Raw genomic sequence first — 22,310 nt, forward strand, 5'->3', positions numbered from 1 at the left:
CCAATGACCAATGACCAATGACCAATGACCAATGACCAATGACTAAATGATTGTTCCATCAGGAATTACAGCATTTTTCATCACGACAACGATACCACTACGGATATAGAAACCTTGACTTTCGCGGTCAGCTTCTTGCACGTTATCTTTATTGATAATTTTGACATCGTGACCGATACTGGCGTTTTTATCAACAATGGCACCGCGAATAATTGAGTCAGTACCAATACCTACAGGAATGTCACCTTGTTTTACATTACTTTGGCGTTCTACAGAAGCTTGGTAAAAATCTGCACCCATGAGCAAAGATTCTTCGATGACGCAACCAGATTCAATTCGCGATCGCACTCCCAACACTGAATGTTGAATGCGGCAATTTTTCAAAATACAACCTTCGCCGATAATTGATTCTGTGATGTGGCAATCTAAAAGTTTACTTGGAGGTAAGTAACGAGCGCGGGTGTAAATTGGCGCTTTTTCATCGTAGAAACTAAATGGTGGTTGGGGTTGCTGAGTCAGGGCTAAATTGGCATGATAAAACGCCTCGATTGTTCCAATATCTTCCCAGTAGTCATCAAAAAGGTAAGCTTGAACGTTGTAATCTTTAGAGGCATCAGGAATAATTTCTTTGCCGAAATCAGTCCTTTCTGTCCCTTCTCTCAACAACTTGAACAAAACCTCTTTTTTAAAGACATAAATCCCCATTGAGGCGATGTAAGGCTGTTGCTGGGCTTGTTCTTTTGATAATCCTAGTATGCTTGTATCAACGCGCATTTGGATTAACGCTTCACCTTTAGGTTTTTCGCTAAAATCGATGACTCTACCAGAATCGTCAATTTTCATCAAGCCAAAATCTGAGGCGCGGCGCTCATCGATGGGAATGACTGAGAGAGTAATATCAGCCCCTGTTTCCCTATGGCGCTGGATAAACTGGCGATAATCCATCCGGTAGAGGTGATCTCCTGAGAGGATCAGATATTCCTCTGCATTCCATTCTTCCATTAACCACAGATACTGACGCACAGCATCGGCTGTACCTTGGAACCAGTTAGGGTTTTCTGGTGTTTGTTGTGCTGCTAGCACTTCCACAAAACCTTCATTGAAACCGGTAAAGTTGTAGGTACGGGCGATGTGACGATTCAGGGAAGCTGAGTTGAATTGTGTCAGGACGTAGATTTTGAAAATTTCGGAATTTATGCAGTTACTAACGGGGATATCGATTAAGCGGTACTTCCCCGCTACTGGTACTGCTGGTTTCGCGCGGAGTTTGGTTAAGGGGTAAAGCCGAGTACCCGCGCCACCACCAAGAATGATTGATAATACTTTTTTCACAAAATTTCTCCCGACTGCCTTTCAACTCTCATTCTCAGTTTAGGACTGTCTGCCACCACAGGTAAGGGGGATCGTCTGATTCTTTAGGATGAATTTTACAGAATGCTGGTAGTGATTGATAGCACTACTAAAGAAAAACTAATTAGAACACTTGTATTAATTGAGCTAAAAAAAGTGTACGAAGTTTCGACTAGACCGCCCTCGCGTAGGATATTATCTCTGTGAGGGACAGCTTGCAAGGGGAAGAGGTAAGTAGTCCATAACAAACCTCGTTATAAAAATAAATCTAAAAAAGTTCTATGTGTAATCCGTAAAAGATTGTTTTTATAGTGTATTCACTTACAGTCAGCTAAAAGCCAGCTATTAAGCCAACTTCTTAAGATATTTAAAACAGGGTACAGATATATGCCGAACTTTAGAATGGGTTGGTTGCCAGATCGTCCAGATTTTAGAGACTATTCCCCAGAGAAGATAATCGAAAACTCTAAGAACAAAGAAAGAATCAGACTTGAAAAAGAAATTTTACTTCATCGCAGGTTACAAACAGAAGTTCAAGACAACTCTCATGTCGATTTGCGAGAATGGTGTTCTCCAATTGAGGAGCAAGGAAACCTCAAGTCATGCACAGCAATAGCTGGCGTTGCCTTAGTAGAATATTTTGAAAGGAAGGTAAGGGGCGAATATATAGATGCCTCCAGCCTCTTTCTCTACAAAGTTGCACGAAAATTGATGAAATTAACTGGAGACAGTGGAGTATCCACGCGCTTCACAATGAAAGCAATGGCACTTTTTGGCATACCTCCAGAGGAATATTGGCCTTATGAAATTGAGAATTTTGACGAAGAACCACCGGCTTTTTGCTATGCCTATGCCCAAAATTATCAAGCAATTCAGTATTTTAGGCTTGACTTACCTCAACTTTCAAAAGAACAAGCGTTAGTTAAAATTAAAGATGTTTTAGCTGCTGGCATCCCTGCAATGTTTGGGTTTACAACCTATAGTTCTCTTTTAAATAAGAAAACTGTAAAAACAGGAAAAATTCCTTATCCTAGTATAGGCGAAAAGATGCTGGGTGGTCATGCAGTTGTTGCCGTTGGTTATGACGACAATAAGTCAATTGACCATGCCAACTATAAGTCAATTAACGATTCCGACGAAAATTTTCCAACTCAAGGAGCTTTGCTAATTAGAAATTGCTGGGGTGAAGATTGGGGTGAAGATGGCTATGGTTGGCTACCCTATGAGTATGTGTTACAGGGGTTAGCTACTGACTGGTGGTCATTACTGAAGAATGAGTGGATTGATGAGAGACAATTTGGCTTGATAGCTAAGGATGGTGTTTTCCTCAACGGAAGTCCTGATAGAAATAGTCAAGGAGATCCCAATGAACATACTCAAGAAAAAGACCCTCAACCCCTTATCAAGATTTCAAGGAAGAATCAAGGATAAAATTGACGACTAAAACAGCATTCTAAATAGTTAAGTTGTTCACTTTTCCTTAAAAGAGCATATACCAGATTGGTAATTCACCCAATCTGATATATTTTTATTAGTTTGTAAATATTCTTCTAAAAAATTACAGCTATACTTTAACAAGTTTTCTACTTTGGGGGTAACATCTGTTTGAGAATTACTTTGCCACTTCCAGAGTCTTACAGTTCCATCATTACTAGAAGAGGCAATTATATTGCCATCACGACTAAACTCTAGCCGATTAACTTGCTGAGTGTGTCCTTTCAGAGTCGCTATTAAAGAAGTTTCTCCATTAATAGCTTTATCTACATTCCACACCTTTACAGTTTCATCAACACTGCCAGATGCGAGCATTTTACCATCAGGACTAAAATCTAAGCCGTATATTATATCTTGGTGAGCCTGATTGATTATTGCTATCGGTTTTTGCTGTTTATTTGTAGTATCCCAAATATATATATTACCCTTATTACCGGCAGAAGCCAGCAAATTTTTTCTCTTTAAACTGTATCTAACTATCTGCAAAATTTCTGGGACATGTATACCAATGTTTCGTGAGGAAGTATTCTTTTTTTGCCAATCCCAAATTCTGACACTACCATCATCATCGACGTAAGCAATTTTTGAACTGTCATTAGGGTCAATATCTAGACTGTTAACTCGATGTTGTGCCTTTACATTATATCCCTCCTTTTTAAGTACTTCTTCGACATTTAAAGTGTTAATGGGTTGAGGTGGGTTTTCTTGAATTTCAGTGTGCCAAACTTTTATGATTCCATCTTTACCACCAGAAGCAATAAATTTATCATCTCGACTAAAACTCACATCATAAACAGTATTATTATGACCTTTAAAAGTTTTTAGTGGTTTATGTTCTTTCGCGTCTATATTCCAAAGATTGAACGTTGTATCTTGACTTGTAGAGGCGAGAAATTTACCATTATGGCTAAATCTTACACTCCAAACTCCACCATCATGTCCGGGCAAATCGCGTAAAAACTTGCCATTCTTATCCCAAATCTTGATTTCGTTGTTGGCACTAGAAGAGGCAATTTTCCCGTCAGGACTAAAACTTACACCCCAAACCTTATCTTTATGACCTTCTAATCGATTATGCTCTTTCACATCATAGATAATAGATTGCAGTTGCTTTAGTTGGTCAGTGTGTTTTCCATCTACCTTTTTTAATGCTTGTAGTGCTTGCACACTTGCCATTAATGCTTCAAGTTGCTTATCGTCATTAAGATATAATTGAGAAACTTTAATCCATGTATTGGATTCTCCTCTTTTGACTTCTGCATTATTTTTTTCAGATTTAACCCACAGCCCTGCTGATGCAATTAATATAACTGCTAAAACTGCAAATGCCTGGGTTCGTTGCCTTTCAGCTTTAATTTTGGCTTTTTCCTGTTTAACTTTTTCCCCTTCCGCGTTGGCTCTGGCTTCCGCCGCTTCTCGTAATTGACGTTCCTGCTCTAGTTGAGCTTGAATTGCTCTGTCGCGTCTCTCCAAACTTTTATGCAAAAATTCTGCTTCTAATGGCGTAAGTCTTGGCTGAGTCTTATTTATCCACTCAGAAATTACAGCCAAGTTTGCACCCGCCAATAGTGCTTCATCCGATTTACTAAATCTTTGTAGCCAATCTTGACAATCTTCCTCTAAAGAGCGACCCAGACGAATATTTTCTAAGTTTTCAGCAATCCAAGTATTTAATAATTTCCACTCAGATAAAAGTGCTTCATGAGCAACTTCTACAGTATTTTCATCAGTGATAATCAAACGTTGTTGGGAACCTGCCAATAATCCTACAACCCGTTGTAATTGTTGTGGAGAATCTGAAATTGCTTCTAATCTATCCCAGCTAGCACGCCGCCGCGTCACTTCTCCAGCTTCACCTAACTGCACCAATTCCATAAATAAGCAACGCGCAAAGGCTTGATCTACAGTTGTTAAACTTTGATACAAAATTGTCGCTCGTTTGTCTAAAGCTCCTTTAACCCCACCAATTTCTTCATAACCTTTACGAGTTAAAAGCGGTTCTGGCGATTCCGGTTCTTCAATGCAAACTCGCCACAATTCTTTAAGCGCATATTGCAATATGGGTAATGCACCCGGACGGTTGACTACATCGGCGGAAATTTGCGAAACTAAACCACGCTCAAAGGTGACACCATGTAATTTTGCTGGTTTTTCTATTGCTTCTTCTAACTCAATAAAAGACATTGGTGTGACGATGAATGATGTAGGAGGAATGCTATTGATGAGACTAATAATTTCTAAATAGTCAGCACAACGATTTAAGAAATCACCGCGAATTGTCAAAATTATCCGCGTTTCTACCTCACTATTTTTTACTTCTTGTGCTACTAAACGGATAAAAGCTTGGCGTTCATCATCGTTTTGACAAAGGGTAAATATTTCTTCAAATTGATCGATAAATAATAGATGCGGTTTATTTTGCTGCTGTTGTCGAGCTAAAATATCAACTAATTGACCTAAAGGGTGTTCTCCTGGTGTCAAAGATGCAATCGCCCATTGACTGCTTCCAGGGAGGCGATCGCGTTTCAGTTGCGGTAACAAACCCGCTTTTACTAAGGAAGATTTACCACTACCTGAATAGCCAATTACAGCCAAAAATCGACTCTCTGCTAAACGCGAAATTAGGGTACGAGATGCTTCTTCTCTTCCACAAAAATATTGGGCTTGTTCTGCTTCAAATGCATAAAGTCCCCGATAAGGATTTTCCTGATTGAAAGCAATTTCTTCTCCTGTAGAAATATCTAATTGAGGGTAAGTAACCAGAGTAATGGAACGTCCCCAACCCATGCGAATCGGCTCTTGTACGGAACTTTTTAATTCGTTGCTGACAAAATCAAACAAGCGATCGCCACTAATTCGCCTACTACTACCTACATTTTCTGTCGTCAATCCCTTAATAACTGCACCTGTGAAAATGCTGTATTCTTCACTTTTAATTACTCCCGCACGTTCAAAGCTCCGACAAGCTGTAATTAAGTAATAATCTTTTTGCGAACTGAAAGCGTTAAGAGTTTTTTGGATTAATTGTCTTTCCAAGAAATAGCCGCTATTACAGCAATCGAGTAGCATCACTAAACTACTCAATTGGGAAGCTCGAATTAAGTCGTTAAGGCTATCCAGGGGAATGCCATATTTTTGTTCAACATTTTCGTTTTCTTTAAATTCAATCTGACAATCGGAACTTGCCAAATATCCCTTTTGTTGTCCCAAATTGTCGGAAATAGTAAAACCGTGTCCGCTAAAATAAATCAGCGCTTCATTATTAGCAGCTTGCTCTAGTAGAAATGTTCTGAGTTTTTCACCAATTTCAGCGCCAGTAACTTTTGACGCCGCCATTTCATAGGCGTTTTTATCTTTATTCCAACGCTGTGGTAGTCTTTGTACAGACTGGAAATCACCATATTGCTCTAGGAGTTGCGCGATCGCTTCAGCATCATTTGTAGTCTTTGACAAACGCGATAATGATGGGCTGACATACTCGGCGATGCCAATAACAAGCGCATATCGTGCCATTTAACACACCTTATGTTGGTAAATGCGGGATAATCTTGACAGACACAATGATGGCTGTGTTACTAGAAACAATACCATTTGTTATTTTTCTGCAAGCAAGCTGAAATTTATTCAGATACGTTACAAAACTTAATTGAGGTAGCCCATGTCAGAAGTACAGCAACTATTTTTCCAAGCAGATGGGGAGATTGAGCAGATTGAGATTAACCTCACAGCTACCGAAATAACTCAGGAAATTGAGGAGGATGATGATGGCATAGAATACAAGGATGTGCGAACAGATGCGATCGCTCGGATGCAACAAGCTCGGCAAATGATTCGCTCTTATACTATCTATGCTCTTAGTGCTTTTAAAGACTTTGATACTGCTGAGATTGAGGAGGTAAAACTTACATTTGGCATTAAGTTGGGTGGCAAAGCCGGCATTCCTTACATTACCGAAGGTTCAGCTGAAAGTAATCTGCAAATTGAGGTGAAGTGTAAGTTTGCAGAAAAACAACAACCCGATCCACAGTAACTGCAAAAAATTATCCGCGCAGTCTAGGGGTAGGCAATGCCCATTAAACACCCAACTTCCCTATACTTATTTTCCTATTAACCAAACCTAATTGCTGCGATCGCTTCAAATACTTCACCCAAGATTGCTCTGACAACTGGGAAATAGCATTTAGTGACAGTGTTGCCGTGAAAATATCTTTGCCACTGGTAACACCACTGACACCTAAACTTTCTAAAACAGCAGTTGCAGCCGAGTTTAAAATTGGTTCAGTATGGATGAAAACCCCCAAACTCGATTCTTCTGAATTTTGAACATCACTCAGCGCTGTAGCAAGGGCGGCATCTAGTTTTTGATAATTCATCAGCAATTCCTTGGCAAAAAGGGTAGGCAATTACTGCCTACCCAAATCTATCAAAGTTATAGGTTTTTATCCCCTATCCTTGTGCAGAAATAATATCTATCTTTCTCAATCTAATTACAGATTTAAAGCGTTAATCACTCCATAACCCCATTTGTCATCAAATGTGCCTGCGGGTTTTCTGGGAATTGCACTATTTTTACGTAGCAAGTCTTTCACAGCAACCGGATCGAGTTTAGGATCGCGCTGCAACAGCAGCGCCACTAACCCAGTGACGAACGGTGTCGCCATACTCGTACCAGCCATCACCACAAACTTGGAATTAATCATCGATGAGCGGTCAAAACTCGCATCGGCGGAAAGGGTGGAAACAATCATTGCTCCTGGTGCTGCTACATCGGGCTTCTGTCCATCATTCCGTAGAGGCCCTTCACTACTAAATTCCGTAATAGTATGCAATTCTAACCCCATTTCTCGCACTTGGTTATCAATATCTGTGTACTTACTTTTAGTCGTATAGGCTGCAACTGTAATTGCACTGCTGGCGGCTCCTGGCGAACCAATTTTTAATACATCTTTCACACTTTTACCTGTAAAAAACACTGAGGAAGTGTCATCTAGTGTCCACACATCTAAACGTGTGTCAGTTGAAGAAGTGTTGCGGACTCGCAGTTGCCAAACACCTCCCATGACTGGCGAGGGGTCAATACCCCGGATTTGTACAAAGAAATTACGATCGCCGTTGGCTTGATCTGGCCCTGGTGTTGCTAATTGCACCCGTGCATCTGGTAACTGGTAATCTTGTGCAGCATTACCTTCAGTAATTATTTTTTGGTAAGGGGTGACAAAACCGTTAGGACTCCGCACAGACACTTCCAACTCACTATCTTTGGAATACCAAGCGTTTAACCAAACTATGCCTATTTGATTCAAAGGAACATTAAAGCGCATACCACGAGTGCGTCCACTGGGTATTGTCGCTTGTCCATGAATGTTAGCGTTTCCTTCGTTACCGGCAGCACAGCAAACAATTCTTCCTGGGCCAGTTTCGGCATCAATGACTTTAGATAGGGAATCACTACCATCATGGGCATCAGCGTGTCCACCCACACTGAGATTTACCACGGCTGCGCGTCCCAACTCTCTAGCAACTCGGAAAATGTAACGCACACCATCAGCAATGTGGGCATCCTGTAAATCCGATCTGACGATAACTAATTCTGCTTCTGGTGCTACACCGCTATAGTTAGTATCAGCACCAGCAGCAATTCCAGCAACGTGAGTACCATGACCGGCTGTATCCTGAGAGATTGTCAGTTGCGCTCCCGTAAATTCCGCACCATAGCCGCCCTCTGTTACTCCTGGACCTGGCAGTGTTTGATCCCAAATGTGTAAAATTCGTCCAGCAAAAGCGGGGTGTTTCGGATCGATACCACTGTCTATAATGCCGATGATTACCCCTTTACCAGTCAGTTTGCTTTTTTTCTGGAACTCCGGCAGTTTGACTGCTTCCATTGCAGTGTCCATTCGCAAATGAAGTTTGCGTGATGGCTTGATGCGTTGGATGATATCTTGTTCAGATAAGACATCTAGACTCTCTATCGGTAAAAAAGCCGTCCGCACACTTCCAGAGTTTTGATTGACTTCAATATTATATTGTGATAAATGACTTAAGTCTGCATCAGGATCGCAGTAGATAAAAACAACGCTCTTGGTAGGCTTGACTGGGCTTTTGTGGGCAATGATGCCAAGCGATCGCTTGTGTGTAATTAAAGCTTTATCTCCTTCCTTTTGATAGTCTTGAAATGCCAAAAGTAGTCCGGGAGAAAGTTTTTCGTGTCTCATTTTTACCTCAAATTTAATTTATTGGGCGAAAGTAAAGTAATCAATCGGGATAAGTAGCTCTAACATTAGTGCAGACTATGTAGTTTTTCGGCTTTGATTATTTGATGCGACTATAGTTATCTATTTTTTTATAGATAACATCAAATAAGCTTAGAGGTTGAATGAACAAGTATTTCACTGTGATTTTAGGCACTTTTAGATCCCCCCTAACCCCCTTTTGAAGCTATCCATTAGTCACATCTTTCTTAATAAAAGCTAATTTCAAGGTATAGTGATAACGTTCGATTATATACGGCGAACTCCATAAATCGTACGCTGCTGTTGTTGCTGCTAGAGTCCCACATGCTTGCGGTACACTACTTGTTGGTTGTGCTGCCAAGTGTTAAAATACTATACCAAGGTTAAATTTAGCGATCGCTGTAATGTTGGGCATTGGACATTATGTATAGGGTTATTCTCCTTGTCCCCTCATCCTGAATTAAGATTCTGGAACGATCGCCACACCATCTCTAAGATTGAGCAACCCTGAGATAATAACTTTATCTTCTGGCTGTAATCCTTCAATCACTTGGTAATTATTATTTTTGATTTCGCCTAGCTTCACGCGCTTTTGCCGAGCTACTTCTTGAGATCCACCTTGGGGAGATGTTTCGGTTTCAACTACATAAACAAAAGTGTCCCCACCAACACGAGTCATTGCTGTTGTGGGGATTAAAATTCCGGGGCGCTGATTCCAAAATAATCTAGCTCTTACCAATTGATCTGCATGTAGCTGACCGTTCGGGTTGTCAAAAAGTGCTTTAACAAGTATCCCTTGTGTTTCATTATTAGCACTAGGTGCAATGAAAAATACCCTACTTCTACCCAATTTTTGACCTTGTGTATTCATCACTTCCACTGGCATTCCCTTACGCAATTGCGGCCCTTGCTGTAGTGGCACAGAGATATTGACTTCTAAAGGTCGATTTTGGGTGAGATTAAGTAATTGTGTGGAAGTATTAACTAAATCGCCTACTTTCACAGCCATGTTACCAACTGTGCCATTAAAAGGAGCAGTAATTTTGTCAGACTGGATTTGTTGTGTTTGAGCATTTACATTAACTTGCTGTAAGGTTTTTTCAGCCTGCAATATGTTGGCTCGTTGTGCTTGAATCCTAGAATCAATTGCATCAAGACTAGTCTTAGCATTGGCGAGGCGATCGGCAAGCTGATTGCGAGATTGTCGAGAGACGGCTCCTTGTTCAGCTAGGATGGAATACTTTTCGTAGGTCTGCTGATACAATTGCACATTCGCAACGAAGGATGAACGTTGGGATTCCAGAGATTTGAGTGCAGCGCGGGCATTTTCCAGTTGCAATAAAAATGCTTGAGGTGCGGCATTATTAGTAGCGATCGCAGCTTGTGGTGTACGATCTACTTGGATAATTGGCGCTCCTTCGGGGACTAAATCTCCCGATTTGACAAATATTTGGGTAACTTGACCCTGAATCCTCGGCTGGAGGATAATTGAGCGCTGGGACTTCAGGCTAGCAATAAAATCTGAACTTTCCTCAATTATGCCGCTTTGTACTGTGGATATTTTGACTCTTACCCCTTGAGATTGAGTCTTAGCAGTTGCAGGCGCTGAATTTTGGGGAGTGAGCAAACGCCAAACTAGGGCTGTTCCGCCCCCTAACAACAGTAGTGCAGGTAAAAATAACCAAAGCCACCGCCGTTTTCCAGAAGGTGGCTCAAATGAGGTTTGTGGAGTTTTGTCTCCATAATCAGTTTGAGGCTCAGGGGATGTCATGGCTTATGAGGATAAGGAACAAATTAACTAGAATTACATCAAAATTTCATCTGTTGATATTGAAATTACTGATTTAGCATGAGGTTTTGTGGCAAATTATGTGTTACCCCATCCAAATATACAGTTCTGATGATTCTGTCTAAATCTACCTAAAGGTGAATCCTAATTTTCCATCCAGTTATCATGGACAAAGTTTGGTGATGCTGGCATACCCATAATTTCACCGCACAAAGCCGACGATCTGCCTGAGTCAATATATAAGTTAATCATACAGCTAGTTGACTGTAGCTCAATCTCTTTAGAGTCTTTCTAGTCAGGCTTCCGATTATAGAATTAACGGCTGAACTCTGCTTCTGGCTAGGTACAAAAACAATTATGGGTATTGGGGTCGATAGATTGAATACGACGGGCTGAGGATGGTTTTAAGCCATCCTCACTTTATGAGAATGGCCACCAAGGAAACCAAAATTTAGCAATCTCGTTAAGAAGTTTAACAACAATATTCTTATCTACAAAATTACCAATGGTTTCTCCAATCTTTTCACCTGATTCTCCTGCTAGAGATTTTCCGATATCTCGTCCGAATCCCTCAAAAATACCTCTTTTGGCTTCCTCCTTATTTGTAAATTCATCGAATTCTTTAAAAAAACCACTTTTCGCTTCCTCCTTAGCTTTCTCTGAACGATTTTCATTTAGTACAGTATTCGTAAATTCATCGAATTCTTTAAAAAAACCACTTTTCGCTTCCTCCTTAGCTTTCTCTGAACGGTTTTCATTTAGTACAGAATTTACAAACGTTAACTTTTTATCTTTAGGGATTGCATAGGTAATTGTTTCCACAAGTGTTACCACGTTATATTTTTTACCACAGGAGACTGGGATAACGTTTTTGGTATCAAGACCAAACTTTTTAGCAACATCTTTTATCTTCGCATCAATATTTTTTTGCTGTTCACACCCAGGAATACGGTTGTTTGAATCCCATTCCCCCATCGGTTCAACCTTCTCAACCTGGTTCATCGCAATGATAAAAGGCTTACCTTGTACCAAGTGAGGCTTAACGACATTCTCATAAAAATATAGATCAGTAGTTAAAGCTTTGTCATCTGCTTTTAGAACCCACAAAACTACGTCTAATTCTGGTAACTGTTTAGAATATAAATCCTTATATTTAATATCTTCTTCTGGATTCCCACCTACACCTGGTAAATCAACTAGTTTGATATTTCCTGAACCTCCACCTAATGAATATTCTAGAGCCTCTGGTGTACAACTCTCAACGTGACTGACAGGTGCAACGTCTTTCCCAAAAAGAGCGTTGCAAAGGCTTGATTTTCCTACACCTGTCTTACCAAGAATGCCTATTTTGGGCTGATAATTAAACGTTTTTAAAATAAAATTTTTTATCTTTGTTGCTACTCCTGGCTGTAGTTCGTAAAGGTGATCGAATTGGTCTAATACATTTTCCGGCATATTCATCATGAAGAACATCATTTTAGAGAAGGACTAAGTGTATTATTCCCAAAAATCTATTTCACGATCGCAAGCCATATATTTACATACAGATGTCGTTATTTGGGATTTTCAAGACATGGGGACACCGAGACAGCATAAGTCAATTGGTTGTGCTTGCAGTAGTTTAGTATAGCGATCTGATGATGTATCAAAAAAAGTCTTACATCAGGTCATGTAAATATGATTTTTTATGACTTGTGAGAAATCCGGGTTTTGTTCAACTAACTGTAATAACTGTTCCCACACTCTCATTTGCCAATCTATCCACCGCACACACGGCATAAGTTCCCGCTTGTTGGACGGTAGCGAAAGTTGTGCCAGCAGACAAAATTCGCTGAATTGTCCAAGTATCGCCAGTTTGCCGATAAAGTGTCCAAGAACGAACTGGCTGATTATCTCCAGGCTGCCAACTCAGTTTGCGGTTATTGACTTGTAATCCAATGGGTGGAGGGGGTGGTGTTGTATCTTGCCAAGGCAAAGTTGGCGGTAGCGCAGGTTTGTTATAAAGCAGACTTTGGAATTTATCAGCTATGCCCTGACTATTTTCCGTCAAAACAGCGAGATTAAAGAAGATATTCCCCAGTGACAAACGTCCCGCTTGGCTACGACTAATTTTCACCTGCTTTTCAATCTCATCACTCTCTCGACTCTTATTGCTTGGTTCTGTCAAATTGTTACCAGCGTAAACGTGTCTTTGCTTTGTGTTTACCTGTGTCCACCACTGTAGCAACGCCGAATAACTTTGTTGTGGTTGGTCTGTGCGCCAGTAAAGTTGAGGCGCAATATAATCAATCCAGCCTTGTTCTAACCATTTCTTCGAGTCTGCATATAGCACGTTGTAAGCATCTAACCCAGTAATCCCAGTGGGTTGTCCGGAGCGATAAATCCCAAAGGGACTAATACCAAATTTTACGTCGGGTTTGGTTGTTTTAATCCCCTGGTAGAGGCGCTGTACCATTCTGTTAACATTGTCCCGTCGCCAATCGCTAAGGGTGAGTGTACCACCGCTTGCTTTATATGCAGAGTATGTTTTTTCATCGGGGAAAGACTGCCCCTCGATGGGATATGGATAGAAATAATCATCTAAGTGAATGCCATCAACATCGTAGCGCTTCACTACATCGATAATTACGTTGTAAGCTCTGTCTTGAACTATTTTTAGTCCTGGGTCCATCCAGCGTTGAGTTTTCCACAAATAAACGCTTTCTGGATTAGTAGCTGCTATGTGGGGACGGACTGTTTTCGCTGGGTCGGTGGAAGTACTGGCGCGGTAGGGGTTGAACCAAGCATGAAGTTCAATATTGCGCTTGTGACATTCTGCGATCGCAAACGCTAAAGGATCGTAAAATGGTTCTGGTGCTTTCCCCTGAGTTCCTGTAATCCAAGCACTCCAAGGCTCTAATTGCGATTCATATAAAGCGTCTCCCTCTGGTCGCACTTGGAAAATCAGGGCATTAAAGTTTAGTGCTTGTAATTTAGTAATAATCTCGGTGAGTTCAGCTTTTTGTTGAGCAACAGGAAGTCCTGCTTTGGAAGGCCAATCACCATTCCACACAGATACAACCCACGCCCCCCGAAATTCCCGACTATGATTTAACCTAACGCTACCGGCTGGTGTTGGTGTCGGTATTGGCGTTGGCGTTGGTATTGGTGTCGGCGTTGGTATTGGTGTCGGTGTCGGCGTTGGTATTGGCGGCTGTACTAGATAAATAGAAGCTATTTTTTCTGCCTGACCTAAATACACCAAAGCTTGATAAATAATCACTGCCACATCTGCACGGGTGGCTGCAAGATTGGGATTGAGTAATTTGATATTTGGGAAACTAACCACCAATCCAGCACTAGTGGCAATAGCTACCTGATTTTTCCCATACTCAGGAATTTGAATATAATCTTGATAAATTTGTGGGAGTGCTGAGAGGAGGTCAGGTTTTATTTTGGTGGCAATTTCTAAGCCTGCTACTAAGGAAACTAAAACTTCCACTCTAGTAATTCGGTTAGCGGAACGGAAACTTTTATCAGGAAACCCGCTTACAAATGCTTTTTCGTAAGCTGTTTGAATGGCGGCTGCTGCCCAATAACTAGTTGGAACATCAACAAAGGGGATATACTGCCGCTTCTTGGTAACTGTCCCAAATGCGTTGGCGACGATGGCGGCAAATTCAGCGCGGGTAACAGAGTTATCAGGACGATAAGTGCCGTTAGGCAACCCACTAACAATACCACGTTGGGCTAAGGCTGTAATAAATAAGCGTGCCCAATGGTTTTGAATATCCGAGAAGGAAGTAGCAATAGATACCATTGTTGATTGCAGCTAGCTGGCCTTGATTTTGATTTCCTTAGTTAATTTAACAATTTTTTTGGCGTAGGCATAGCCAGGCGTAGGCATCGCTGCTGCAATATATTGTAAACTTTGACTACTCAAGTTTGATTGGGAATTGGGAATTGGGCATTGGTTTTTTCTCCCCACTCCCATCTACTAAGTAGGATTTGCAGCTTGGTCAGGAGGATTTGAGTTAGAACGCCCATTCAACGATAGCATCACACGGGAAATGCCACTGAAAATAATGCTGATACCAACTAGTGTCCCAAGAAGCCAGGGCGCATTGAAGGGCCACTGAAACCAAATCATTGCACCTAATACCAGCGTAATAATTCCATTACTTAGTATCCATGTCCAGTTTTGTTGCGGGCGTAACTGGAATGCCAGAATTAACTCGAATGTGCCTTCAGTTACCAAAAAAGTACCAAGTAACAGGGTCAGTGTAAGAACACCCGTATAAGGATAAACGAATAGCATTATGCCCGTTGCAATATAGAGTCCGCTTAATAAAAGTTTCCAAATGAAACCTCCGCGATCGCGGGTTTGAGTGGCATACACTAGTTTTGTAAATCCGGCGAAAATCAAAATCCCTGCAATCCAAGTTTCAGCGAATAGGGTGGTGAAATTAGGCGCTGCGATCGCAATCACCCCCACAATACTCAGGAGAACACCAGTTATCAGCGCTCCATTAACATCCTTGTTATTATTTCTAGAAATGTCAGTTGTCATACAAACTTTTCCCTAACTCTACAATTACGTTAGGGAATTTATCAGTCACAGCATAGAACCCTAAGATAGACTCATCGGTATTAAATTTTCAGTAGTCACTAGCCCTCATAAGAGTTTTGCAAGACCGCTTAGGCGTTCATAAACAGAGATGAGGCGATCGCCTTCAAGTTCAACAGAAGTATTAGGATAATTCTGAATAGCTCCAAGCAATGTAACTTCACCATTTTGTTGAATAGATGCGCTTAAAGCACTTCGCAGTGCCTGCTGATCTAGTTCTCCTGCGGGAGGGTGAACTACCTCACCAATTTGGTTAACTAAAATTGGCCCTGCCCAGCTAGACAGTAAGTTATTTAAAAAGGCAGGATCGGCTTTTATTGGGGCTTTTAGTGCCTTACGAGCTATTTCTGGATCTTGTTTGGCTGCCTCTAAATAAGCTTGTAATGTCGGGGTAGTCTTGCCAGTTTCTGTAAACTGACTCAATTCTTGAACAGATATTTGCCCCTGAAAAGTACCATATTTTAAAACAACTTGCTCGGCAGCATTCGCATTAGTACTTGAGAGCAGAACAATAGCACCTAAGCCTAAAGCTACTGTTTGACTGAGCAATTTAGCGAATTTCCTATTGTTTAATCGATTGAAAATTTGATAAATCTGCATTTTGTCTAACTTCTAATCTTAATGATGTGGAGCGTACCTAGGCAAAAAATGCCCAAGCTTGATATTATTTTACAAAATTCCTGCTGTAGTAGAGGCGTACATTTGTACGCCTCTACTGGCAATGGCAATTTATTGCAAATATCTTTGGAAATGGTGTTATTTTCTAAAAGTCTTCATTACGCGAAGCTGCTTGAGGTAAAATTGACTTCTCTTCATCTAAAGTTGGTGCAGGTATGCCCAAATGCTTCCTTGCAGATTCTTCAGCTAGCTTTCGGTCTTGCTCATTGTGGAATTGACTCTCATCTAACAAATGAGGGTTTTTTGCCGCTTGATCTCGGCTTGGTCGATAGCCATTTTTCCACCTGTACTTCCAGTCCATAATTTGAAAGGCAGATATACTGCAATTTTATTTCCTAGTTTTTCATAGTAGGCGCTTAATGGAACATGACACTCCTACTAGAGGTTGAAGAGGCTCATTCCGAGGGGATAAATTTTACATCATCTTAAAGGTAAGAATACTCTATAACCTTAATTTTAAGGCGATCGCAAGCAAATATAATAACTTCATCTGCGATCGCTGCCGTAATATCTTAGCAATTTTCACTATTCAAACTTTGCTGCTTCTGTCTTGTGTACTCAAAAAATATCTCTATAGATATAACTAGAAGAGCAAATTTTATGAGAATTCTACCTCTAGGGTCACGTAATTGTGACTAAAAACGTTAATACTGACAAATGGTTGTAATAAAAAATTATAGCCCAGTAGCAAATAGAGAAAATAGTACAAAAAATGGCAACTTCTACAGACCGCACTCAAGAGATTCAAAAACTGCATGAACTAATCAAAGATATTGATTATGGTATGTTTACCACAGTCGATGATGATGGAAGTTTGCATAGTTCCCCCATGTCGAAAAGTGGTGAGATTAACTCTGAAGCCACGCTCTGGTTCTTTACTTATTCTGGTTCCCATAAGGTGACTGAGATTGAACAGCATGAGCAAGTAAATGTTAATTTCTCATCACCCGAACAGCAGCGATACGTTTCCATTTCAGGTACAGCACAACTTGTGGAAGACCAGAACAAAATGCAAGAGTTATGGAAGCCGGAACTCCAAACCTGGTTTCCTAAAGGACTGGATGAACCTGATATTGCTTTGCTTAAGGTGAATATTAACCAGGTTAATTATTGGGATAGTGTATCGAGTTTTAAGCCACAAAAATTAGTTTTTTGAGACTAACTCTTTCAAATAATTCAAAATTCTTAGTTTAAAAATATAAATTATGAATTTTGAATTATTTTTACAAATGTAATTATTGGACGAAACTGACAACAATTAAATATAGGAATCCGGTTTGATTTCTGAAAATATACGTAAGACATCTCCAGAATAGTAACATTCTGTGCTAAAAGAACATTAAAGAGCTTTTTTGACACAGAAATATGAATAACATACTGAAGCATATTGAAGAGAATCCTAAAGAAACACAGCGCTTAATTGGTCTAGAGTATGAACAGTTACAACAGTTAATTCAAAATGCGGAGCAATTGCATTATGAAAAGCGAGCTTTATTAGAATCCCAGAAAGTGAGAATCATTGCTGGTGGTGGAGGTCGAAAACAAAAATTATCTCTCAGAGAACAAATAATTTTAACCTTGGTTTATCTTCGGCATCTGACAACCTTTCAACTTCTGGGCATCCAGTTTGGAGTCAGTGAGTCTACAGCGAACGATACATTTAATTATTGGTTGCCTTACTTACGAGAATTAATGCCATCCAGCTTGATTGAACAAGTAAAAAAAAACGCTTCTGACTATGAAGTAGTAAAAGAAATACTCACAGAATATGAATTAATAGTAGATAGCTATGAACAAGTCAGAGAAAGACCTGGAGACAATAATGAGCAAAAGAAATATTTTTCAGGCAAGAAGAGTAATCATACATTTAAAACTCAAATGATTATTTCACCTGATGCTAGCGATATCGTTGATGTTGTGGCAGGTGAACCTGGGCCAAAAAGCGATATAACAGTGTTTAGAGAATATCGGTCAGAATTTGATGCCAAACAAAGATTTAAAGGAGATAAGGCATATATTGGAGAAGATTTAATTACAACTCCAATTAAGAAACCAAGAAATCGAGAACTAACAACTGAACAGAAAGAACAAAATAAAATATTTTCATCTAAACGGATCTTTGTTGAACATCGAATTCGAACAGTCAAAATATTTCGAGTTGTTCAAGAAAGATTTAGGTTAAATCCCCACAAATATGAGCAAGTAATTTTGACTATTTGTGGATTAGTAAGGTTACGAATTCGAGCGCTAATATTACCATCAGAAATATCGGCCATATCATCAGGTTGAAATTACCGCATATAACTAAATATTTTTGCCTAATTATCAACAGTGAATATCTCAAAGTCTTATTTTATCGTACAGACTAGCTAATTTAAGATGATTGCATTTATGGGGTATAGCCTAGCCACACAAAGGCTTTGACTGTTTTCGGAGATGTCTGTAGGATGTGTTAGCGACAGCGTAACGCATCAAACTCATGATAATAGTGCGTTACGAACTCCGTTCTAACACAACGCCAGTTGCTACAACGGAGGGAACCTCCCTTCGGGTTCACCAGTCGCCTACAGCGCTGGATTCACCGCAACGCACTGGCTCCTCTACAAGACCTAATTTCGTTCAAAAATCAAATAGTAATCCTATATTTGTAATTAACAAAAATTAATGGCAGGTAAAAACTTAGTCTGGGTATCTTTTTAACTTTTTTACCCATTCTCAATAATTCTTAGTTATTTTTTCCTATCTCACTTCTGAAATCAATTTCAGAAGTGAGATTTCTGGCTTTCTTTCGCAGTCGAACTCACGTTGAATTAAGCCGCGCCGATAAACGGTGTCGGGTTGAATGAATTGTTACGCTACTACGTTAACAGAAAGATTAATCCTCAATATTTAAAATCCAATTTTGTAATTTTCGCTTTAATATAGGATTTCTACATAGCCTTCCGTTCCATTAACCCGAATTCTCTGTCCATCTTGTATCAGTTTGGTAGCACTTTCTACTCCGACAACTGCTGGTAAGCCATATTCACGTGCGATAACTGCTCCATGAGTCATCAGTCCACCAACTTCGGTGACTAGACCTTTTATGGATACAAACAATGGTGTCCAGCTAGGGTCAGTAAAGGAGGTGACTAATATATCTCCATCTTCTAGATCGGTATCTTCCATGTTTAAGATGACACGCGCTCGTCCCTCTATAACACCGGAGGAAACAGGTAGACCTATAATAGCTTTGGCAGGGAGATTTTCTCGTTTGTACCGACCTACAATGATTTCACCATCAGACGCGATCGCACGTGGGGGAGTTAGTTTTTCATATAATTTGTACTCAGATTTTCGTTTGCTAATAATCTGGTAATCAAGTTTATTTGTGAATACGACTTCGCGAAGTTCTTCAAAAGTGAGATAGTATATATCTTCTTTTTCATGAATAACCTTGGCTTGTACGAGTTGTTCGGCTTCTTTCAGTAAAGCTTTCTTATAAACGAAGTAGCGATTAACTATGCCGTATTTTGGATATTCACGATAACCGATGAAATTCCGAATTAGACCGATCGTTCGTTTTGTCTCTTCGGCCTTTTGTTCACCATCCGGTAATTGCTTCAATCGATCTAATAACTCTTGTTCTTTTTTCAAAGCTGCCTGTCGCCCTTGCTCAAATTTCCGATTGCTGGCATTAGGCTCAAAGTTTTTGATATTACTGAGAATCAGGGGGAGAAGTGTAGTTGGTTTTTCACTCCAACGAGTTTTAGTAATATCGATTTCTCCGGTACATCGCATTCCGTATTTGTTGAGATAAGCATAGATAGCGTCTTGGGTTTCCTTTCCACCATTAAACTTAACCAGTTCATCCAAAAAGTTATCATCTTTTACATGTTGTAAATAATCAATTACTTCAGGATAAGGACGAATCACATCGGCGACATCCAATAGTTCCAGACCCATTTGCGAAGTAATATTGTTTGGTACAGATTGAGAAAGCGTGTCTGCTACATTTTTTTCACCTAACCACTCCTCAATTTTTTCATTGAGCCATGATGAGGCATTCATAGCCGCTTTAATCACGCCCATATTTTTTGGATCTAATAAACTCTTCCTTAATTGCTGGATATCTGACAAGATAAAATCCAATAGCTCCAGTCCTGATTTTATCTGGATGTTTTGTCTCAACTCTTCTAGCGAGGTTTGACTGCGCTTAATCAAATCAGAAACGATTGTCGGATCGTTTTCGATTTCTGCTTGAAACCTGGCAGACGATGTACTTTTATTGTTTTTAGTGGGACTCGGTTCTTTCTTTTCAGCCGATAACGATTTTATAAAGTCTCCTCGCTCTATTATGGTCATAAGTGCGTCTTTTAGGAGCGGATCGTGTTGTCCCATGACATCTAATAAATTTTCTCGGCTCTCAGGTGAAGCCAGTTGAAGTGTGACATCCACAAACAGCCTTCCACCAGCGTTATACATGGGTCGAGTAGCGGTTAACTGCCATACAGACAACCCCAAGGGTTTCAGGGGGTCGGTCATCATTTGTTGATGACCGACAGATATATAAACGTGATTTTCTCGATCGTTCGCTTCCGGGATGGGGTATAAAGTAGTGATTGGCCGGCTCTGGACAATATAAAATGTATCATCAACCAAACACCATTCGATGTCCTGGGGGCTGCCGAAATGTTCTTCGATCTTTCTGCCTATGCGCTCAAGCTGTAAAATCTGCTCATCCGTCAGCGCTTGCCTGTTCTGTCTCTGTTGCTCAATTTCCTGTTCTTTCGTACCGCCATCTTTTAAGGCGTAAATAGCCAGTTTCTTGGTGGATATCTTCTTATCAAGAATCTTGCTGTTACACACTTTATAGATATCAGCATTCACCAGGCCGGAAACCATAGCCTCACCAAGTCCGAAGCTGGCATCAATGGATAACACCTTCCTATTAGAAGTGACGGGATCGGCAGTAAACATAATTCCTGCCACCTGCGGAAAGACCATCTTCTGAACAACCACAGACAGGTGGAGTTTACGGTGGTCGAAGCCATTTTGAAGGCGGTAAATTACTGCCCTCTCGGTAAATAGCGATGCCCAACACTTGCTGATATGCTGATAGATTGCTTCCTTTCCGATAATGTTCAAATACGTATCCTGCTGGCCTGCAAAAGAGGCCGTTGGTAAATCCTCTGCGGTTGCGCTGGATCGTACTGCATAGGCATTTTTTTCATCAAGCCTGGAGAGGTGGCGGGCGATCTCTTCATTAATGTCTTGAGGAATGGCTATCCCTTCAATGAAAGAGCGAATCTCACCGCTAAGTTCACGGATTTTATGCCGATCTTCCACCTTTAAAAGCGATAACCGATCGAGTAATTCGTTAATCGACGACGCTTCCCCAATGATTCTTTTAAAAGCTTCAGTAGAAATACAAAAGCCATCCGGTACGTGGATTCCCTCAATCCTGGTAAGTTCCCCCAGGTTTGCGCCTTTGCCCCCAACAACCGTGAGTTTTGTTTTATCAATATCTTGAAAACAAAGGACAAATGAACTCATGAGTTTCCCTCCTTTGGCAATTCATAACTTTGGTAATTTTGACTGCATCATAACCGATCGACTCTCGACGGTCGGTGTGCATCGGCGTTGTTATGCGGCGCTCATTTGGGGAGGAGTAGAAACACCGTCTCAGCCTCACCCTCTTGCTCCCCGCTCCCTGCTCCCCTGCCTCTTTTAACTAGCTGCCGCTACCGCGATGCGATCGCGTTTTCAGGATGCCAATCTGCTCGGTTCAGGCAATAAACAAAACAGTCATCGTCGCCAAACCTTCGTGGTTCAACAAATTGTCAGCCAAGGCGTTCATAGAAGCGGTGAGCGCGAGTATTGCTGGCAAGTGGATCGATGAGGACAGTCGTCACACGCGGGTCGGCAAAACATCGATTTAGGGCAAGCTGCATCATTTTTGTGCCGTAGCCTTTGCCCAAATCTGTTTCTTCCCCAATCCAGATATCAATGGAACGAAGATCCGGTGCAACATCGCCCCAATAACGGCTTTCCTCTCGTGCTGGATCGATAATTTGGACAAATCCAATGGGACGACCATTGATCTGGGCAATTATAGCGTTTCCTAATCACATGAGGTACATCATAGTCCCCTCATCGCTTGCGGGGAGGGGGTTGGGGG

Annotated in this window: 17 protein-coding genes and 1 pseudogene; 5 read left to right on the top strand and 13 right to left on the bottom strand. The window is 40.7% G+C overall.

Features of this window, described 5'->3' with window-relative positions; all coding sequences use genetic code 11:
• Positions 1-42 precede the first annotated feature (42 nt).
• Entirely contained in the window at positions 43-1,332 is a 1,290-nt protein-coding gene (locus CDG77_RS12015; protein ID WP_094329601.1) for a glucose-1-phosphate adenylyltransferase, read from the bottom strand.
• Positions 1,333-1,737: 405 nt separating this feature from the next.
• Here CDG77_RS12015 and CDG77_RS12020 point away from each other — a divergent pair, with 405 nt between their 5' ends.
• Positions 1,738-2,781, top strand: coding sequence for a C1 family peptidase (locus CDG77_RS12020; protein WP_094329602.1), 1,044 nt, complete (start codon positions 1,738-1,740; stop codon positions 2,779-2,781).
• A 39-nt stretch (positions 2,782-2,820) separates the two neighbouring features.
• Here CDG77_RS12020 and CDG77_RS12025 read toward each other — a convergent pair whose 3' ends face one another.
• A complete protein-coding gene (locus tag CDG77_RS12025) occupies positions 2,821-6,357 on the bottom strand; it encodes an nSTAND1 domain-containing NTPase (RefSeq protein WP_094329603.1) in 3,537 nt (1,178 codons plus the stop codon).
• A gap of 145 nt (positions 6,358-6,502) precedes the next feature.
• Here CDG77_RS12025 and CDG77_RS12030 point away from each other — a divergent pair, with 145 nt between their 5' ends.
• Positions 6,503-6,874, top strand: coding sequence for a CU044_2847 family protein (locus tag CDG77_RS12030; RefSeq protein ID WP_094329604.1), 372 nt, complete (start codon positions 6,503-6,505; stop codon positions 6,872-6,874).
• Between the two features lie 43 nt (positions 6,875-6,917).
• On the opposite strand, the gene CDG77_RS12035 is transcribed toward CDG77_RS12030, so the two are convergent.
• The 9 genes and pseudogenes from CDG77_RS12035 to CDG77_RS12075 form a co-directional block, all read right to left on the bottom strand.
• On the bottom strand, positions 6,918-7,217 hold the full coding sequence (locus tag CDG77_RS12035; protein WP_094329605.1) for a hypothetical protein: 300 nt from the start codon (positions 7,215-7,217) through the stop codon (positions 6,918-6,920).
• A gap of 114 nt (positions 7,218-7,331) precedes the next feature.
• Positions 7,332-9,059, bottom strand: a complete 1,728-nt coding sequence (locus CDG77_RS12040) for a S8 family peptidase (protein ID WP_094329606.1) — start codon at positions 9,057-9,059, stop codon at positions 7,332-7,334.
• Between the two features lie 289 nt (positions 9,060-9,348).
• Positions 9,349-9,441, bottom strand: a pseudogene (locus tag CDG77_RS35375) (transposase DNA-binding-containing protein); the annotation flags it as partial.
• A 96-nt stretch (positions 9,442-9,537) separates the two neighbouring features.
• Positions 9,538-10,848 (bottom strand): efflux RND transporter periplasmic adaptor subunit, encoded by a 1,311-nt coding sequence (locus tag CDG77_RS12050; protein WP_094329608.1) that lies wholly within the window; start codon positions 10,846-10,848, stop codon positions 9,538-9,540.
• A gap of 438 nt (positions 10,849-11,286) precedes the next feature.
• Entirely contained in the window at positions 11,287-12,330 is a 1,044-nt protein-coding gene (locus CDG77_RS12055) for a GTPase family protein (RefSeq protein ID WP_190233962.1), read from the bottom strand.
• A gap of 250 nt (positions 12,331-12,580) precedes the next feature.
• Entirely contained in the window at positions 12,581-14,665 is a 2,085-nt protein-coding gene (locus CDG77_RS12060) for a glycoside hydrolase family 10 protein (protein WP_094329610.1), read from the bottom strand.
• A gap of 177 nt (positions 14,666-14,842) precedes the next feature.
• Positions 14,843-15,415, bottom strand: coding sequence for an HdeD family acid-resistance protein (locus CDG77_RS12065; protein WP_094329611.1), 573 nt, complete (start codon positions 15,413-15,415; stop codon positions 14,843-14,845).
• 105 nt (positions 15,416-15,520) lie between these two features.
• Positions 15,521-16,021 (bottom strand): alpha/beta hydrolase, encoded by a 501-nt coding sequence (locus CDG77_RS12070; RefSeq protein ID WP_442946416.1) that lies wholly within the window; start codon positions 16,019-16,021, stop codon positions 15,521-15,523.
• Between the two features lie 214 nt (positions 16,022-16,235).
• Entirely contained in the window at positions 16,236-16,451 is a 216-nt protein-coding gene (locus CDG77_RS12075; RefSeq protein ID WP_094329613.1) for a bromodomain-containing protein, read from the bottom strand.
• A gap of 411 nt (positions 16,452-16,862) precedes the next feature.
• On the opposite strand from CDG77_RS12075, the gene CDG77_RS12080 reads away from it, so the two are divergent.
• Together CDG77_RS12080 and CDG77_RS12085 are read left to right on the top strand one after the other, a co-directional pair.
• A complete protein-coding gene (locus CDG77_RS12080; protein ID WP_094329614.1) occupies positions 16,863-17,306 on the top strand; it encodes a pyridoxamine 5'-phosphate oxidase family protein in 444 nt (147 codons plus the stop codon).
• 209 nt (positions 17,307-17,515) lie between these two features.
• On the top strand, positions 17,516-18,439 hold the full coding sequence (locus tag CDG77_RS12085) for a transposase family protein (protein ID WP_094329615.1): 924 nt from the start codon (positions 17,516-17,518) through the stop codon (positions 18,437-18,439).
• 627 nt (positions 18,440-19,066) lie between these two features.
• Here CDG77_RS12085 and ppsA read toward each other — a convergent pair.
• Entirely contained in the window at positions 19,067-21,685 is a 2,619-nt protein-coding gene (ppsA, locus tag CDG77_RS12090; protein WP_094329616.1) for a phosphoenolpyruvate synthase, read from the bottom strand.
• 196 nt (positions 21,686-21,881) lie between these two features.
• Here ppsA and CDG77_RS37530 point away from each other — a divergent pair, with 196 nt between their 5' ends.
• On the top strand, positions 21,882-22,031 hold the full coding sequence (locus CDG77_RS37530) for a hypothetical protein (protein WP_223269793.1): 150 nt from the start codon (positions 21,882-21,884) through the stop codon (positions 22,029-22,031).
• Here CDG77_RS37530 and CDG77_RS12095 read toward each other — a convergent pair.
• The gene (locus CDG77_RS12095; RefSeq protein ID WP_223269794.1) at positions 21,973-22,245 is read right to left on the bottom strand and encodes a GNAT family N-acetyltransferase; all 273 of its coding nucleotides are present in this window, start codon (positions 22,243-22,245) and stop codon (positions 21,973-21,975) included. The two genes, CDG77_RS37530 and CDG77_RS12095, sit on opposite strands and share 59 nt — an antisense overlap.
• Positions 22,246-22,310: the final 65 nt, after the last annotated feature.

It is taken from the genome of Nostoc sp. 'Peltigera membranacea cyanobiont' 213 (genome assembly GCF_002245975.1).
Lineage (GTDB): Bacteria > Cyanobacteriota > Cyanobacteriia > Cyanobacteriales > Nostocaceae > Nostoc.